Origin of the sequence: Tabrizicola flagellatus, assembly GCF_046295235.1 — a bacterium.
In the GTDB taxonomy this organism is placed as follows: Bacteria; Pseudomonadota; Alphaproteobacteria; order Rhodobacterales; family Rhodobacteraceae; genus Tabrizicola; species Tabrizicola flagellata_A.
The window spans coordinates 28,694-45,342 of the sequence record NZ_JBKBLV010000022.1 but is presented as its reverse complement, the minus strand read 5'-3'; the positions used below and the strand labels follow the sequence as shown (position 1 = coordinate 45,342).

The window sequence follows — 16,649 nt, the reverse complement described above, 5'->3', positions numbered from 1 at the left end:
CTGAAGCGGGTCATCGGCTACTCCGTCGGGCGGAAGGCGGCGCCCCAAGGGAAGCGGCCGACCTTTATGGATTTCAGCGCGGTGCGCGAGGCCACGTCGATCACGGTAACATCGCCAGATACGCCGTTGGTGGTGAAAAGCTGCGAGTGGTCGCGGTTGAAGGCCATGTGCCAGACGCGGCGGCCGACGAGGATGTAGGTTTCCACCTCGTAGGTCTGCATGTTGACCACCGCGACATGGTTCGAGGGACCCAGCGCGACGAAGGCGGTCGTGAAATCCGGGGTGAACTCGAAGCCAACGGGCTGGATCAGATCCTGGTTCACGCCGGGAATGGCGAAGCGGATCTTCGCCTTCTCGGCCTTGGTGGCGATGTCGAACACGGTGACGGTGCCGCCGATCTCGGAGGAGACCCAGAGCTCGGTATCGGTGAATTCGGCGTGGCGGGGGCGGCTGTCCACCAGCGTGTTGGCGATGATCTGGTGCGTCGCCGTGTCGATCCAGTGCGCCATGTTCGTGGTTTCCGAGGTCGTCACCACGATGGCGCCGTCGCGCGAGACGCCCATGCCCTCGGGCTCGATCCCGACGTTGATCTGGGCCACGACCTTGCGGCTTTCCACATCGACCACGGTGGTCACCGCGTCGTCCTCGTTGGCGATCCAGAGATGGCGGTCGTCGGGGTGGAGGACGAATTGCTCGGGGTCTTCGCCCGAGGGCAGGTCGTGCAGGATCTCGCCCGTGGCTGGGTCCATCACCTGCACGGTGTCGCTGTCGGAGGCACAGATATAGACGCGGGAGAAGTCCTTGGAAAAGGTGATGCCGCGCGGGCGTTCGCCGGTGGGGATGGTGCGGGTGACTTCCAGGGTCGCGGTGTCGATCACGCTGATCGTGTCGTCCTTCTCGTTCGTCACCCAGATTTCATCCGTGCGGGCCGGTGTCGCGAGAACGAGGGCGAGCGTCGCGGCAAGGGGGGCGGCCCCCCTCCCCCATCCCCTCCCCACGGGGGGGAGGGGAGGCGCGGTACGCCGAGGCGGTGTGCGGGTCATGGGCTCTCCGTGAAGGCGGTGCAGGCGGATTCGGGTTGGTCGAGGCCCAGCGTGTCCATCTCGTTGCGCTGGTGCAGGAAGCCCTCGACCGGGGCGAGGGTGACGAGGGCACGGGCGTTGACCACGGCGATCGGCTGGCGAAGCTGGCCGTTCCAGGCGCGGAACGAAAGGCCGCGGCCCTTGAAGCCGTCCATCTGGAATTCGGGGGCGAGGAGCCAGGCGCGCAGGGTGGCGGGGTCGTTCGAGTTGGTGCGGGTCACCGCCTCGCCAATGGCGCGGATGGCGGCCCAGGCGGCGTAGTCGGGGCCGCGCATGTTGCGGCGGGCATGGGCCTCGAAGCGGTTCTGCAACTGGACCGCCCCCCAGCTTTCGATGACATGGGACCAGGCGGTGGGGACCAGCCCGTCCGATCCCGCCACCGGGCGGGGCAGCCAGCCGTTGTGTTCGATGTAGCGGCCGAAGTCGTCGGTTTCGTCCGCCACCAGGATCACGTCATGGTCGGGGAAGTCCTGGGTGAAGCGCGGCACCTCGTCCATGGTGCTGTCACGCAGGTCGGTGTCGAAGGTCCATTCCTTCTCGCCAGCGATGGCGATGCCGAACTTCGCGGCAGAGCGGCGCAGCGCCTCGGCAAAGGCGCGGTCGGCGGGTTTGGGGCCGGTGATGAGGACGGTCGTCTGCCACTGCTTGCGTTGCAGGACCTGCATCAGCGCGTCGGTGCGGGCGGCATCCTCGGGTATGGTGTGGAGGAGGTTCGCCCGGCAGTCGGCGGAGCGGAGGCTTTCGGCGCCGGACGAGACGTTGAAGAGAAGCGCCGTGGCGGCCTCGGGCAGGTCGGCGACCGAGAGGATCGCCGCGGGATCGGCATCAAGGAGGATCAGGCGCGAGGTCTGCAGCGCCGCGCGGGCGGCGGCGGCGAAGTCCCCGTCCGGGGGGAGTGAGACGACCGTGAGGCTGTAATCGTGGCCGAGGAAGCTGCCGGTGGTCCGGGTGTCGGCCAGCGCGATTTCGGCGCCGGCGATGCCCAGGTCCTCGGGCACCGGGTCGAGGTTCGACAGGACGGGCGGGCGGTCCACCTCGAGCCGCAGATAGGTGATCGCCACCGGAAGGTCTGCGCGCGCGGGGGCGGTTACCGCCAGGCTGGCGATGGTGACGAACAGGCGGAACATGGAGCCCTCCCTTCAGTCCCGGAAGCCTGCGGCAGGGGGGGGCCAAGGCCAATACGACCATCGTCGCAGGGGCGGGCGGGTCGGCTTGCACCTTGGTCGAATGGCGGGGCGGAGAGGCAGGGGTTACCCCTTGGCCCGAGATCTTGAGGGAGGACCCACCGATGAAACGTGCTCCGATCGCGGGCCTTGCCCTGTGCGTGACGGCGAGCCTTGCCTTTGCCCATGGCGATGTCGCCCCGCAGCCGGTGAACACGGATGCCCTGCCGGACGTGGGCGAGGAATGGCTGATCGAGAACCCCTACCGCGCCGACAAGGTCGGGGAGGAGGTCTGGTGGCAGGCGGTGCTGATCGGGGATTCCGGCTACAACCAGAACTGCGCGCGCTGTCACGGGCTGGGCGTGGTCTCGGGCGGGCTGGCGCCGGACCTGCGCTTCCTCGAGGCGGCGGAATACGGCGACGAATGGTTCGCCGAACGCTTCCGGCACGGCTACACCCAGGACGGCACCACGAAGATGCCGGCCTTCGGCGAGATCCTCGGCCAGAAGGCGGCCTGGGCGATCCGGACCTATATCGAGACCCGGCCCGAGGACGGCGCGCTTGAGGCGCACAAGGACCGGCTGGGAGCGATCCGGGACCAGCTGATGGCGGGCGACGGCGACGAGGCCGCGTTGAAGGCGGAGCTGATGGAGATCGCGGCGGGGATCGTCACCGCCTCGGGCGCGCCCAAGGCGGATTCGGCGGCGCTGCGGGCGGCGCTGGCGCTTGACGGCACGCCCACGGCCAAGAAGCACGCGGCCGAGATGCTGACGATCGGGCTGTCGGCGGCGCACTGAGATGTGGCGGGCGGTTCTTGCCCTGGTGCTGGCGACGGGCATGGCCAATGCCCGCTGCGAGGATCACAAGCCCGGCGCGCGCCCGCAGAACACCCCGCGCGAGTTCGTGGGCCAGACCCTGGACGAGATCATCGACCGAGGCTGGATCGAGATCGCGGTTTACGAGGACTATCCCCCCTACAGCTGGCAGGACGGTGCCACGGCGAGGGGCGTGGATGTCGAGGTCGGACGGATCATCGCCGAAAGCCTTGGGGTGGAGCCTCGGTTCCGTTTCGTGCAGTCCGGCGAGACGCTGGAGGCGGACCTTCTGAACTATGTCTGGAAGGGTGCGGCGGTGGGGGGGCGCGTATCCAACCTGATGATGCGGGTGCCCTACAGCAGCGACTTCACCTGCCGGGTGGAACAGGTGGTCTTCACCGGGCAATACGCGGGCGAGCGGGTCGGCATCGCCTACCGGATCGACGACTATCCCGACGCGGTGCAGGAGCCGAACGCGGACGGCCGGCATCCGGGCGGGCCGGTGCCTTCCTTCTTCGTCTATGACCCGGTGGGGGTCGAGAACGACTCCATTTCCGATTTCTACCTGACCTCGACCTTCGGGGCCTCGGCCAGGATCACCCGCTACAGGACGGTGGCGGACGCGATGGAGGGGCTCGCCAGGGGCGAGGTCTGGGCGGTGATGGGCCCCCTGTCGCAGCTGGAGGCCGGGGCGGGCGAGGGCGTCGCGGTCCATGCGCCGCTGCTTCCGGGGTTCCAGCTGTCGCGCTGGACGCTGGGGGTCGCGCTGCACCAGAGCCACCGCGACCTCGGCTATGCGGTGGACGACGCGGTGGCTGCCGCGCTGGCCGACGGGCGGATCGCGGCGATCTTCGCGCAATACGGACTCGACTTCACCCCGCCCGACCGATGAACCTACGACTTAGGCAGCATAGCCGCTTGCCCGCGCGGCGCTTAGGCTGTGCCCAACAGAGGGACCAATCATGAAACTGACCGACACCCGCGAGATCAAGGCGGACCCGAAGGTCGTCTGGGATGCGATCCTGAACCCCGACGTGCTGAAGGAATGCATCCCGGGCTGCGAGAGCCTGACGGGGTCCGTGGCCGAGGGCTACGAGGCGGTGGTCAAGCAGAAGGTCGGCCCGGTGTCGGCGACCTTCACCGGGCTGGTGCAACTGTCCGACATCATCGAGGGCCGGTCGCTGAAGATCAGCGGCGAGGGCAAGGGCGGCGTCGCGGGCTTCGCCAAGGGCGGCGCGGATGTGAGCTTCGAGCCCTTCGAGGGCGGCACGCGCCTGACCTACGCGGCCGAGGCCAATGTCGGCGGCAAGATCGCCCAGCTGGGCAGCCGGATCATCGACAGTTTCGCCAGGAAGCTGGCGGACGAGTTCTTCACCCGGTTCCAGGCGGCGGTCGAGGAGCCGGAAGACGAAGTTGTGACCGAAGAAGCTGTTGCCGATTCGGGGGAAAAGAAGAAGGGTTGGTTCAAACGACTGCTCGGTTGAACCGGCTGCATACCTAGGACGACCCAGGGAGGAATTAAGATGACCAAGGTCTCGATGACCGTGAACGGCAAGGCCGTTTCCGGCGAGGTGGAGGGGCGGACGCTTCTGTCCTCCTTCCTGCGCGAGGGGCTGGGGCTGACCGGCACCCATGTCGGCTGCGACACCAGCCAGTGCGGCGCCTGCGTGGTGCATGTCGATGGGAAGCCGGTGAAAAGCTGCACCGTCTTTGCGGCGGATGTGGCGGGGGCGAACGTCAAGACGATCGAAGGCATGGCCAATCCGGACGGATCGCTGTCGGTGATCCAGCAGGCCTTCCAGGACCATCACGGGCTGCAATGCGGCTTCTGCACGCCCGGGATGGTGATGTCCTCGGCCGCGCTGCTGGCGGAGAACCCCAAGCCGACCGAGGCCGAGGTGCGCCACTACCTCGACGGCAACATCTGCCGCTGCACGGGCTACCACAACATCGTAAAGGCCGTGATGGCTGCCAGTGGGCAGGACGTCTCGGCCCTGGCCGCGGAATAGGGGGGGAAGATGCCGAAGGATACCGGGATTGGCGCGTCCATGAAGCGCCGCGAGGATGTCCGCTTCCTGACGGGACGCGGGGTCTATACCGACGACGTGGCGCTGCACGGGCAGACCTATGCGGTCTTCGTCCGTTCGACCGTCGCACATGGCCGGATCAAGTCGATCGACACGTCGAAGGCGGCGGCGATGCCGGGCGTGCTGGCCGTCTTCACCGGCGAGGATTTCAAGGACGTGGGCGGCAACCCGGCGGGCTGGCTGATCAACAGCCGCGACGGCACGCCGATGCGCGAACCGAAGCGCCCCGTGCTGGCGCATGGCAAGGTGCGTCATGTGGGCGACGCCTATGCCGCCGTGGTGGCCGAGACCTACGCCCAGGCCAAGGACGCGGCGGAACAGCTGGCCGCGGATTCGGTGATCGAGGAGCTTCCGGCGATCATCGACATGAAGGCGGCGGTGGCCGATCCGTCGAACCGCGTGCATGACGAGATCCCGGACAACCTGTGCTTCGACTGGGGCTGGATCGAGGACAACCGCGCGGCGGTGGATGCCGCGATGAAGGCCGCGCCGCATGTCGTGACGCTGGAACTGGTGAACAACCGCCTGGTGCCGAACGCGATGGAGCCGCGCGCCTCGATCGGCGAATACAACCCGGGGACGGGCGACTACAAGCTGACGACGACCAGCCAGAACCCGCATCTGACTCGGCTTCTGGTGGCGGCCTTCGTCCTCGGCATCCCCGAGAACAAGCTGACGGTCGTTGCTCCGGACGTGGGCGGCGGCTTCGGCTCGAAGATCTACCACTACGGCGAAGAGGCGCTGGTGCTTGCGGCGGCGAAGAAGCTGGGCCGCCCGGTGCGCTGGACGGCAGAGCGCAGCGAGTCGTTCCTGACGGACGCGCACGGCCGCGACCATGTGACGAAGATCGAGCTGGGCTGCACGAAGGACGGGCAGATCCTGGCGATCCGCACCGAGACGCTGGCGAACGTGGGGGCGTATCTGTCGAACTTCTCGACCGCGACGCCGACCTTCCTGCACGGCACGCTGATGGCCGGGCCCTACAAGGTGCCGCATGTCTATGTGAACGTGAAAACCGTTTTCACCAACACGGCGCCGGTCGATGCCTACCGCGGCGCGGGCCGTCCCGAGGCGACCTTCAGCCTGGAGCGGGTGATCGACAAGATGTGCCGCGAGCTGAACCTCGACCCGTTCGAGGTGCGGCGGAAGAACCTGCTGACGCCGGACCAGTTCCCCTACACGACCCCGGTCGGGCTGGTCTATGACACCGGCAACTACCATGCGACGCTGGACAAGGCGATGCAGATTGCCGATGTCGCCGGGTTCGAGAAGCGGGCGGCAGATTCGAAGAAGCGCGGCAAGCTGCGTGGAATGGGGCTGTCCACCTGGATCGAGGCCTGCGGGATCGCTCCCAGCCATCTGGTCGGCGTCCTGGGGTCGCGCGTCGGCCTTTACGACGCGGCGACGGTTCGGGTGAACGCGACAGGCAATATCTCGGTCATGACCGGGGCGCACAGCCACGGCCAGGGCCACGAGACGGTCTTCGCGCAGATCGTGGCCGAGAAGCTGGGCATCCCGGAATCCTCGGTCGAGATCGTGCATGGCGACACCTCGAAGATTCCCTTCGGGATGGGCTCCTATGGCTCGCGGTCCCTGGCGGTCTGCGGCACGGCGATGGCCAAGGCGGTGGACAAGATCATCGCCAAGGGCAAGAAGATCGCCGCGCACATGCTGGAGGCCAGCGAGGGCGACATCACCTTCGAGAACGGCAAGTTCCAGGTAGCCGGTACCGACAAGGCCAAGACCTTCGGCGAGATCGCTTTCTCGGCCTATGTCCCGCACAACTACCCGCTGGAGACGCTGGAGCCGGGGCTGGAGGAAACCGCCTTCTACGACCCGGCCAACTTCACCTATCCCGCCGGGGCCTACATCTGCGAGGTCGAGGTGGACCCGGACACCGGCAAGGTGGACGTCGTGGCCTTCCACTGTGCCGACGACTTCGGCAACGTGATGAACCCGATGGTGGTCGAGGGCCAGGTGCATGGCGGCGTGGGCCAGGGGATCGGCCAGGCCCTGTGCGAGTTCACGGCCTATGACGAGAACGGCCAGCTTCTGACGGGGTCCTACATGGACTACCCGATGCCGCGGGCCGAGGACGTGCCGTTCTACAACGTGGACTACTCCTGCCAGACGCCCTGCACGCACAACCCCCTGGGGGTGAAGGGCTGCGGCGAGGCGGGGGCCATCGGCTCGCCGCCGGCGGTGGTCAACGCGGTGATCGACGCCTTGCATCGCGGGGGACATACCCACGTCACGCATATCGACATGCCGGTCTCGCCGTCGCGGGTCTGGTCGGCGATCAACGGGTAAGGGGGCCATCATGCACAACTTCGATTTCGCAAAACCCTCGACCATCGCGGATGCGGCCAAGGCGCTGGCCGCTGAAGGGGCGCAGGCCCTCTCGGGCGGGCAGACGCTGATCCCGACGATGAAGCAGCGCCTGGCGCAGCCGGCCGTGCTGGTCAGCCTGACCGGCATCAAGGAGATGCAGGGCGTCTGCATGGGCGACGGGGGCCTGCATGTCGGCGCGGCGACGCCTCATGCGGTCGTGGCGAATGAGGCCCGCGCGCATTACCCGGCGCTGGCCGACCTGGCGGGGGGCATCGGCGACCCGGCGGTGCGGTCGCGCGGCACCATCGGCGGGTCGATCGCCAACAACGACCCGGCGGCCTGCTATCCCTCGGCGGTGCTGGCCTCGGGCGCGACGGTGGTGACCAACAAGCGCAAGATCGCGGCGGACGACTATTTCCAGGGCCTGTTCACCACGGCGCTGGAGGACGGGGAGTTCGTGACCAGCGTGATCTTCCCGATCCCGCAGAAGGCGGCCTATGTGAAGTTCAACCAGCCCGCCAGCCGCTTTGCCCTGACCGGGGTCTTCGTGGCCAAGTTCGCGAGCGGCGTCCGCGTCGCGGTAACCGGGGCGGGCAACGACGGCGTCTTCCGCTGGGCCGAGGCCGAACGGGCGCTGTCGGCGGACTTCTCGGCCTCGGCGCTGTCGGGGCTGAGCGTGGATCCGGCGGGGATGAACTCGGACCTGCATGGCTCGGCCGCCTATCGGGCGAACCTCGTCAAGGTGCTGACCGGGCGCGCGGTGACCGCGGCGGGCTGATCCGAACGGACTGGACGAGAGGCCCGGCGGAGCGATCCGCCGGGCCTTCCTTCTTGGCCCGGGTGCCCCCACCCCCTCCCTCCCCCACGGAGGGGGGAGGGAGGCGCCCGGCGGTCAGGTCGTGGTCAGGTTGCCGTCCGGGTCGATCAGCGTGACGCGGATCAGTCCGGGGTGGCGGAGTCGGGCAATGCGGTCTGCCGGCAGGAAGACCAGCGCGGTGGACAGGGCGTCGGCGAGGGTTGCCGAGGTCGCCTCGACCGAGACGGTGGACCAGAGCGGCGGCAGGCCCTGCGGGTGCAGGATATGCGGCTGGCCGCCTGCCAGCGTCGCCATGGGCGAGGAGGTGGCGATCGCCGTGCCGGTCAGGGTGCGGGTGGCAAGCTGGCCATGGGCCGGATCGCTTAGCCCGAGACGGAAGGGGCCGCCGAGCGCCGCCATCTCGCCCATGTCGATCAGCGCGTGGTCAAACCCGTGCGCGGCGAGATGGGCGCGGACGGTATCGGCGCCGAAGCCCTGGGCGATGCCGTTGAAGGTCAGCGCCATGCCGGGCTCGAGCGCGATGCCGCCGTCGCGCCGGACGCGGTGCCAGCCGATGGGGGCAGCGGTCGGGCGACCCTCGGCGGCGGCCTGCCAGAGGGGCTGGACGCTGGGGTCGAAGGCCCCGTCCGTCAGGTGGTGGACGGCATCGGCGAGGTCCGTCAACGCGCGGAAGGCGGGGGATGGGTCGGCAAGACGGCCCGTCGCGTTCAGGCTGGTCAGGGCCGAGGGGCGGTGGAGGGAGAAGTCGGCCTCGATGGCCTCGATCAGCGCCGGGAGGCTTGCCAGCGCGGCCTCGGCCCGTCGCACGTCGCCGGCGAGGGTGAGGGCGCAGTCGGCCCCGAAGGCGCGACCCCGCCATGTCGTTTGCGCCCGGGCCGGGGTGGCCAGCGCCGCGGCGGACAGGGCAAGGAAGTGGCGGCGGTTCATGCCTTCGCCTCGCGCAGCTGCGGGGGAGCCAGGGGGCGACCCTTGCCGGCGAGGACCAGGGGCACGCAGGCGGCTGGCGAATTGTGGATCGTCACGCAGTCGAGGCACTGGAAACATTCGGAATACTGGACCTGTCCGCTCGCCTTGATCGCCCCGTACTTGCAGCGCACCCGACACAGCTGGCAGGGCGAGCCGCATTCCTTGCGCCGGGCGATCCAGTCGCGGCCGCGGATCAGGCCGCCGATCGCCATGAGCGCGCCGAGCGGGCAGACCCAGCGGCAGAAGCCCTTGAAGGTGAAGAGACCAAGGACCAGCCACAGCGCGGCATAGGCGACAAAGGGCCAGTCGCGGAGGAAGAAGGTGGTGATTGCGGTCTTGAAGGGTTCCACCTCGGCGGCGGTGTCGAGGTGGCCGGGGGCGAAGAGCGTGACTCCGACGAGCGCCGCGAGGAGGCCGTACTTGAGCCATTTCAGCCGGCCGTCCCAGCGGGCCGGGGGGTCCCATTGCGGCAGGCGGAGCAGGCGGCCCGCGTGGTGGGCGAATTCCTGCAGCGCGCCGAAGGGGCAGAGCCAGCCGCAGAAGAGCCCCCTGCCCCAGAGGACGAAGCCGAGGATGGCAGTCGCCCAGATGAGAAGCGAGAAGGGGTCGTAAAGCAGGAAGGCCAGCGACCCGCCGTCCAGCGCGGTGCGCAGCGTGGCAAGCGGCGTGACGATGGACAGCTGCCCCTGCCCCCAGAAGCCGATGAAGCCGGTGACGATCGCAAGGGTGGCAAGGCGGATCGGGGTGAACAGCGCGTGGTCGGCCAGACGGTTCATCCCGGGGCCGAGGGCGGCAAGCATCACGGCAAGAAGCCCGGTCAGCGCCCAGAGATCCGTCTGCCGGTTCAGGATCGCCTCCTGCCAGGGGGCGAGCTTCTGCGGCGGGGTTTCGCGCAGGAAGAACCGTTCGGGCGCGGCGAGGGTCAGTGTGAAATGGGCGCTGCCGATCTCGGGCTGGAACTGGCCATGTTCGCGCAGCGCGGTGGCGGACAGCTCCCAGTCGGCGGCGGGATCGAACCCGAGGCGGCGGTCGATGCGCAGGATCATCGCGGTGCCTTCGAGGACTTCTGGCAGCGTCTCGAACAACAGGTCCGCATCGCGCAGCGCCAGGGGCAGGCCACCCTGCGTGGCCGACAGGAGGTCGGGCGCGGTGTTGCGGACGAAGTCCTTCGACACGAGGCCGTGCCGGGCGGTGTCGATCACGAGGATCGGTTCGTCCTGCGGCGAGACGGCAAGGAAGCGGCCGAGTTCGGACAGGCTTTCGGGGCTCAGCACGGCGCGCGCGACCGAGGGCGGGCCAAGGTCCACAGCCCAGAGGTCGAGATAGAGGCCATCCGGGTCCGCCCGCGCCTCGGGGTCGTCCGTCGCCCAGAGCGTTCCGGCAAAGGCCGCGTCGGCCTCGGCATTGGTGACGCGCAGGTTGCGGGCGATGCCCTGTGCGACCAGGTCCTCCCAGGTGAGGGGTTCGTCGAGGCCGGGGTCCGGCCGTGCGGGCGGCGCGGACTGGATGCCCTGCATCCGTTCGCGCGCCACGGCCAGCGCCGCGGCCAGGATCGATTCATGCGCAATGCGGACCGAGGCCGTGGCCTTGGTGACCCCGTCGAGATAGACGAGGTCGGCCCCGCCCCCGGAGCCGTAGGGGGTGCCCACGACCAGCGGTTCGTTGATCGAATGGCCGCGATACTGTTCGAGGAACTTGAGGAACGGCGCCTCGCCCAGGCCCGAGACGAAGATCGGCTCGTTATGGTCGAGAAGGCGGACGTCGATGAAGGTGCCCTGCAGGTCCAGCATCACCAGCATGTTGATCGGCCCGCCGGAAAAGCCCGGCAGGGGGGCAAGCGGGCCGGTCTCGAACACATAGCCCGCCTCTGCCCCGCCCGAGTTGAGCAGGCTGTAGACCCCGCGGTCATCCAGCGCCTCGCCCAGCGCGTAGGGCGGCACGATCAGGGGCGCGATCCGGTCGCGCGGCGAAGGGTCGGCGGCGGCGACGACGGCCGTCAGGCAGATCCAGAGAAGGCAGAGCAGCGCGCGCATGGGCCGACAATAGGCCCGACCACGCCCTGCGCGTATCCGACCAAAGTCGGCCGGGTGCGGCGACAGGGCTCAGACAGCGAAGAACCCGCCCCGCGCCGGATCGTAGGCTTCAAGCAGACCTTCCCCGGTGTTGTTCCACAGCCCGTGCAGCGTCAGCCGGTCATCCTCGACCGCCGCGCGAACGAAGGGGAAGGTCAGCAGGTTCTCGAGGCTGGTCAGCACCGCCTGCTTTTCCAGCGCCTGAAGGATTTCCGCATCGGGCAGGTGCGCGACCTTCTCGAAGCCGGGGCGCAGGATGTCCATCCAGCGACCTACGAAGCTGGTCTTCTCTTCCAGCGCGGGCGCGTGGCCCCGGCACATGTCGTGGCACCCCTTGACCCCGCCACAGTTGGAATGGCCCAGCACCACGATATGCGCCACCCCCAGCGAGGTGACGGCATATTCCACCGCCGCCGAGGTGCCGTGATACTCGCCGTCCGGGTTGTAGGGCGGCACCAGGTTGGCGATGTTGCGGTGGATGAAGAACTCGCCCTCGTCCGCGCCGAAGATCGAGGTGACGTGCACGCGGCTGTCGCAGCAGGAGATCACCATGGCGCGCGGATGCTGGCCACTTTCGGCCAGACGGCGATACCAGGCGCGGTTGTCCTGATAGGTCGTGGCGCGCCAGCCGTGGAAGCGCTGGACAAGGTAGGCGGGAAGCGGGCGGATCGGTGTCATGCGCGGGCATCCTTGGTATGCGCCCCTGCCTAGGCTGCATTTGCGGAAAATTCGAGAGGCAAAATCAGGCCCGGATCCCATCCGGGCAATCAATTGTTCAGCATGCAGGCGCAGGCTGTGCACGGGTGTGATGAAACTTGGGTGTTTGTGATGGGAGAGATTGCCACTCTCAGGCCACGCGAGGTCGTGCGTCAGGATGTCGAGGCGATCGCGGTGATCTACCGCAACCTCGGTGCGCCGGTGGCCGAACAGATGGTGACGCGGGCCCTGGGCGAACTGGCGCTGACCATGGCAGAGATCGCCGAAAAGGTCCGAGCTCAGGAATTGCGCGACATGGCGCGGCAGCTGGGGCGGCTGGCACGGCTTGCGGACGAGCTTGGCCTGTCCAGCCTTGCGACCGTGGCAGGGGATGCCAAGACCTGCCTCGAATGCGCCGACAGCACGGCCTTCTCGGCGGTCTGGGCGCGGCTGATGCGGGTTGCCGAAAGGTCGCTGGCGATCGAAGCAGGGCTTGCCGACCAGCTGATATGACCGGCCGTCGATCCATGGACCAGGAGTGCGCAGACGGCGAAGAAGCCCTGCGCGACAATCTTGGGCGTCACTGATGCCGGGCGAGTCGCACAAGGAAAGGTTGCAGGCCGAATGGCGCGCGCAATCGGCCGTCAAGGGGTGCAGTCACGCCAGTGCTACAGTGCGCCGCAAGGGAACCAAATTTGCGGGGAATCGACGGCAATCTGGCGCAATACTCTGGAAATGCTTGCTTTCTGACCGTGAAGCACGCATCTGGGTGAAATATCCCGACCAACCTTCTGGATGAAACCTCGCGTGACCGTCGCCTTCGCCGAACCCACAGCCGCCGCACTGCCCTTGCATGTCCTGCGCCCCGAGGAATTGCCAGGCTTTCTGAACGGAGCCGGCAAGACCTGGGCGGACTGGCTGAAGGCGACCGGATTTGAGGCCGGGCTGGGCGATTTGCGGCTGTTGCCGGATCCGGCGGGCGGTCTTGCCGGGGCGGTCGCGGGCTTCGGCACGCCGCAGGCCCGGCGTCGGACGAGGTTCGGGCTCGCCAAGGCGGTCACGGGTCTGCCCACAGGCGACTGGCGGCTTGAGGGCGCGCTCGATAAGGCAGAGGCGACCGAAGCCACCCTTGCGTGGTTGCTTTCGGGCTACCGCTTCGACCGTTATCGCCCGGGCCGCAAGCCCACCGCACTTGCGCGCCTGGTCTGCCCCAAGGGAATGGACCCGGCCCGCCTGCTGGCCATGGCCGAAGGCGAGGCCCTGACCCGCGACCTCATCAACACACCGGCCGAGGACATGGGGCCGGACGAACTGGAAGCCGCGCTCGTGGCGCTGGGGGCCGGTTTCGGGGCCTCGGTTCAGGCGATCCGGGGCGATGACCTGCTGGCACGGAACTTCCCGATGATCCATGCGGTCGGCCGCGCCAGCCCGCGCGCGCCGCGCCTGCTGGATCTGCGCTGGGGCGACAAGGGGCCGAAGCTGACGCTGGTCGGCAAGGGGGTCTGCTTCGACACCGGGGGGCTGAACCTGAAGCCCTCGTCGGGCATGAACCTGATGAAGAAGGACATGGGCGGCGCGGCGACGGTCATGGGGCTGGCGCGCATGGTCATGGCGTTGAAACTGCCGCTGCGGCTGCGCGTGCTGGTCCCGGCGGTGGAGAACGTGGTTGCGGGCAACGCGATCAAGCCGAAGGACATCCTGACCAGCCGCAAGGGCCTGACGGTCGAGGTCAACGACACCGACGCCGAGGGGCGGCTGGTGCTGGCCGATGCGCTGGCCCTTGCCTGCGAAGATGCGCCGGACGTGCTGATCAGCATGGCGACCCTGACCGGCGCGGCGCGCGTGGCGGTAGGGCCGGACCTCGCGCCCTACTACACCGACGACGCAGGGCTGGCGGCCGCGCTGGAGGCGGGTGCGCGCAAGGGCTTCGATCCAGTGTGGCGGATGCCCTTCCATGATCCCTATGACAGCGTAATCGAGCCCGGCATCGCCGATCTTGACAACGCGCCGGGCTACGGCTTTGCGGGGTCGATCACCGCGGCCCTGTTCCTGCGCCGTTTTGTCGAAGGGCCGCGGTACCTTCATTTCGACATCTACGGCCATACGCCCAGCGACCAGCCCGCGCGGCCGAAGGGCGGCGTCGGCCAGGGCGCCCGCGCCGTGCTTGAAGGCCTGGCGGAAATGATGGAACTCTAGCGGAACCGTTGTGGGGGCGGTCAGGCCTGCGGGTTGTGGCAGGCAGTGAGTGGACGAGTGGAGGAAATCGCAATGGACCGCAGGCTGACGCCCTTTTCCGGCCGGGTTGCGCATGTGTCGCTGTCCGGTCTGGTCAATGCGCCGCTGACGGAAGGCTTGCAGGCACAGGTGATCGTGCCGGTTGCCAATCTCTGCGACCGCCCGGGCGGGACCCGCGATCGCCAGCTGCTGCTGGGCGAGGCGGTGACGGTGATCGACCGCGAGCAGGGGCATGTGTTCGTCCTGTCGGCCAAGGACGGCTATTGCGGCTGGATGGAGGAAAGCGACCTGGGCCAGGGTCCGGCGCCGACGCATTGGGTGGCGGCGCCCGGCACGCATATCTATTCCGAGCCTCAGGTCCAGGCCCCGGAGCGGATGGCGCTAAGCCTCGGGTCGCGGCTGGCGGTCATCGGATCCTGGGGGGCCTGGGCCAACACGCCGCATGGCTTTGTCCCGCTGCGCCACTTGAGGGCACTGGGCGACTGGGCGACCGATCCCGTCAGCGTGGCCGAAAGCCTTCTGGGAACGCCCTATCTCTGGGGCGGCAATTCGCGGTTCGGGCTGGACTGTTCGGGCCTCGTGCAACTTTCGCTGCATGCCTGCGGGCTGCCCTGCCCCGGCGACAGCGACATGCAGATGCAGCTCGGCCGCCAGCTGGCCCCGAACGAGCCGATGAAGCGCGGCGACCTGATCTTTTGGAAAGGTCATGTGGCGATGGTGGTGGACCGCGACCGGGTGATCCATGCCAATGGTCACACGATGTCGGTGTCCTACGAAGGGATGAAAGAGGCGGTTGCACGGATCTCGGCCGGCGGCGGAGGGCTGGTGCAGACGCGGCAGCGGCTGTAGGCGGCGGGCTCGTCGATGACTGCGTCACGCCTCGCGCGGGGCACCGAGGACGGGGTGCTGCCGCAGGACGAGGCGCGGTCTCAGACAGGGCCGATCAGCCGACGCTCCAGCACCTTGAGCACCTGGTCGAGGTCATGGCCCCGGCGCAGCACCCGGCCGTCCATGCCAACCACGGCATAAAGCCCCTGCCGGTGGCGCAGCTTCGGGCGCTTCTCGATGCGGTAGAGCGGGGTTTCCGAGGTGCGACGAAACACGGCAAAGACCGCAAGGTCGCGCATCGCGGCGATGGCGTAATCTCGCCATTCCCCGGCGGCGACCATCCGGCCATAGACCCGCAGGATCTGGCCCAGTTCCTTCCGGTCGAAGCTGACCTCATCGGCGATGCGGTCGGACTGCGGAAACGGGATCGGCGCCTCGGCGTTCATCGGCAAAGCTTACCCGCTTTGCCCTCCAAATCAACCGGGAAAGCCCGGTGCCAGCCGCAGGAACCCGGTTTCCAGCCCGCGCCAGTTGCGCTGGACGCCCGCCATCCGCTTGACCGCCTCGGGATGGGCCGGGTCCAGCACGCCGATCCGCGCCAGAAGCGCGGCGATCGCCGCCTGCGAGCCGCGCTCGCCCCCGTCCACCACCTTGAGCGCGATGCCGAGGCCCTTTTCCGGCACGATGCCGACATAGACCGCCTCGGCCCCGCCCTTCAGCGCCACGCGCCCGCCCATGGCGCGCATCAGTTCCGTGCAGGCCCGCCCCTCGCCCGAGACCAGTTCGGGATGCGCGGCCATCGCCCGGGCCAGCCGGTACATGGCATCCTCGCGTGCGCCGTGCCCCTCGCGTGCCGTGGCAAAGGCGGCCATCGACCGGGCGAGCCCCGCGACCGACATCGCGAAGTTCGGCGCCGAGCAGCCGTCCACCCCCCAGCCCGCGACCGTCTCGCCCGTGGTTTCCTCTGTCGCGGCGCGGACGGCCCTTTGCAGGGGATGGTCGATCTCGACATATTCCGGCCCGGCCTTCAGGTGACGGGTGACGGTGAGAAAGCCGGAATGCTTGCCGGAACAGTTGTTGTGCAATTGGCAGGGGGCCTCGCCTGCGCGGATCAGGCGGTCGCGTTCGGCACGGTTGCCGGGCTCGTGCGCGCCGCAGCGCAGGTCGGTCTCGCTCAAGCCCAGATCGGCGATCCAGCGCGCGGCCATGCCGACATGCAGTTCGGCACCTTCGTGGCTTGCACAAGCCAGCGCCAGCTGGCGGTCGGTCAGGCCATGGGCGGCAGCCGCCCCGGTCTCGATCAGCGGCAGGGCCTGGATCATCTTGGCCGACGACCGCGGGAAGATCACCGCGTCCGGGTTGCCCCAGGCCGCGACGATGCCCTTGGTGTCGCAGATCACCGCATGGCCCCGGTGCACGCATTCCTGGATGCCGCCGCGCCAGACTTCCAGCATCGGAACCGCGCCTTCGCCGACCTGTGCCCCGATCTGTGCCATCGAACCTCCGTCACATATGCGCGAATTGTCGCCCAGAGGGCTTTCGCCGCCCGGCCTGTTT

General features: G+C 68.5%; 16 protein-coding genes. 9 read left to right on the top strand and 7 right to left on the bottom strand.

Annotated elements, in window-relative coordinates; translation table 11 throughout:
* Positions 1-17 precede the first annotated feature (17 nt).
* Complete coding sequence (locus ACK4IU_RS11280; protein ID WP_409735057.1) at positions 18-998, bottom strand: YVTN family beta-propeller repeat protein; 981 nt, start codon at positions 996-998, stop codon at positions 18-20.
* Positions 999-1,039: 41 nt separating this feature from the next.
* Positions 1,040-2,209, bottom strand: coding sequence for an ABC transporter substrate-binding protein (locus ACK4IU_RS11275; protein WP_409735010.1), 1,170 nt, complete (start codon positions 2,207-2,209; stop codon positions 1,040-1,042).
* Between the two features lie 161 nt (positions 2,210-2,370).
* Between ACK4IU_RS11275 and pedF the strand changes: the two genes are divergently transcribed.
* The 6 genes from pedF to ACK4IU_RS11245 all read left to right on the top strand — a co-directional run bounded on the left by pedF (position 2,371) and on the right by ACK4IU_RS11245 (position 8,256).
* On the top strand, positions 2,371-3,042 hold the full coding sequence (gene pedF, locus ACK4IU_RS11270) for a cytochrome c-550 PedF (RefSeq protein ID WP_409735007.1): 672 nt from the start codon (positions 2,371-2,373) through the stop codon (positions 3,040-3,042).
* A 1-nt stretch (position 3,043) separates the two neighbouring features.
* A complete protein-coding gene (locus ACK4IU_RS11265; protein WP_409735005.1) occupies positions 3,044-3,952 on the top strand; it encodes an amino acid ABC transporter substrate-binding protein in 909 nt (302 codons plus the stop codon).
* Between the two features lie 70 nt (positions 3,953-4,022).
* A complete protein-coding gene (locus ACK4IU_RS11260) occupies positions 4,023-4,544 on the top strand; it encodes a CoxG family protein (RefSeq protein ID WP_409735003.1) in 522 nt (173 codons plus the stop codon).
* Positions 4,545-4,583: 39 nt separating this feature from the next.
* Positions 4,584-5,069 (top strand): (2Fe-2S)-binding protein, encoded by a 486-nt coding sequence (locus ACK4IU_RS11255; RefSeq protein WP_149587646.1) that lies wholly within the window; start codon positions 4,584-4,586, stop codon positions 5,067-5,069.
* A gap of 9 nt (positions 5,070-5,078) precedes the next feature.
* Complete coding sequence (locus tag ACK4IU_RS11250) at positions 5,079-7,457, top strand: xanthine dehydrogenase family protein molybdopterin-binding subunit (RefSeq protein ID WP_409735000.1); 2,379 nt, start codon at positions 5,079-5,081, stop codon at positions 7,455-7,457.
* A gap of 10 nt (positions 7,458-7,467) precedes the next feature.
* A complete protein-coding gene (locus ACK4IU_RS11245) occupies positions 7,468-8,256 on the top strand; it encodes an FAD binding domain-containing protein (RefSeq protein ID WP_409734998.1) in 789 nt (262 codons plus the stop codon).
* 114 nt (positions 8,257-8,370) lie between these two features.
* Here ACK4IU_RS11245 and ACK4IU_RS11240 read toward each other — a convergent pair whose 3' ends face one another.
* The 3 genes from ACK4IU_RS11240 to ACK4IU_RS11230 form a co-directional block, all read right to left on the bottom strand.
* Entirely contained in the window at positions 8,371-9,222 is an 852-nt protein-coding gene (locus ACK4IU_RS11240) for an FAD:protein FMN transferase (protein ID WP_409734996.1), read from the bottom strand.
* Positions 9,219-11,294, bottom strand: a complete 2,076-nt coding sequence (locus ACK4IU_RS11235) for a 4Fe-4S binding protein (RefSeq protein ID WP_409734994.1) — start codon at positions 11,292-11,294, stop codon at positions 9,219-9,221. The genes ACK4IU_RS11240 and ACK4IU_RS11235 overlap by 4 nt, the downstream gene beginning before the upstream one ends.
* Before the next feature lie 69 nt (positions 11,295-11,363).
* Positions 11,364-12,011 (bottom strand): carbonic anhydrase, encoded by a 648-nt coding sequence (locus ACK4IU_RS11230; protein WP_149587641.1) that lies wholly within the window; start codon positions 12,009-12,011, stop codon positions 11,364-11,366.
* A gap of 150 nt (positions 12,012-12,161) precedes the next feature.
* Between ACK4IU_RS11230 and ACK4IU_RS11225 the strand changes: the two genes are divergently transcribed.
* From ACK4IU_RS11225 to ACK4IU_RS11215, 3 genes are all read left to right on the top strand, one after another.
* Positions 12,162-12,542 carry a hypothetical protein gene (locus tag ACK4IU_RS11225; RefSeq protein WP_409734991.1) on the top strand — a complete coding sequence of 127 codons (381 nt, stop codon included), beginning with the start codon at positions 12,162-12,164 and terminating at the stop codon, positions 12,540-12,542.
* A 294-nt stretch (positions 12,543-12,836) separates the two neighbouring features.
* Positions 12,837-14,225 (top strand): leucyl aminopeptidase family protein, encoded by a 1,389-nt coding sequence (locus tag ACK4IU_RS11220; protein WP_409735055.1) that lies wholly within the window; start codon positions 12,837-12,839, stop codon positions 14,223-14,225.
* Between the two features lie 72 nt (positions 14,226-14,297).
* On the top strand, positions 14,298-15,113 hold the full coding sequence (locus tag ACK4IU_RS11215; protein WP_409734989.1) for an NlpC/P60 family protein: 816 nt from the start codon (positions 14,298-14,300) through the stop codon (positions 15,111-15,113).
* Between the two features lie 80 nt (positions 15,114-15,193).
* Here ACK4IU_RS11215 and ACK4IU_RS11210 read toward each other — a convergent pair whose 3' ends face one another.
* Together ACK4IU_RS11210 and ACK4IU_RS11205 are read right to left on the bottom strand one after the other, a co-directional pair.
* Positions 15,194-15,538: a DUF2794 domain-containing protein gene (locus ACK4IU_RS11210; protein ID WP_149587713.1), complete on the bottom strand. Its 345-nt coding sequence runs from the start codon at positions 15,536-15,538 to the stop codon at positions 15,194-15,196.
* A gap of 30 nt (positions 15,539-15,568) precedes the next feature.
* Complete coding sequence (locus tag ACK4IU_RS11205) at positions 15,569-16,588, bottom strand: asparaginase (protein WP_409734987.1); 1,020 nt, start codon at positions 16,586-16,588, stop codon at positions 15,569-15,571.
* Between the last annotated feature and the right edge of the window lie 61 nt (positions 16,589-16,649).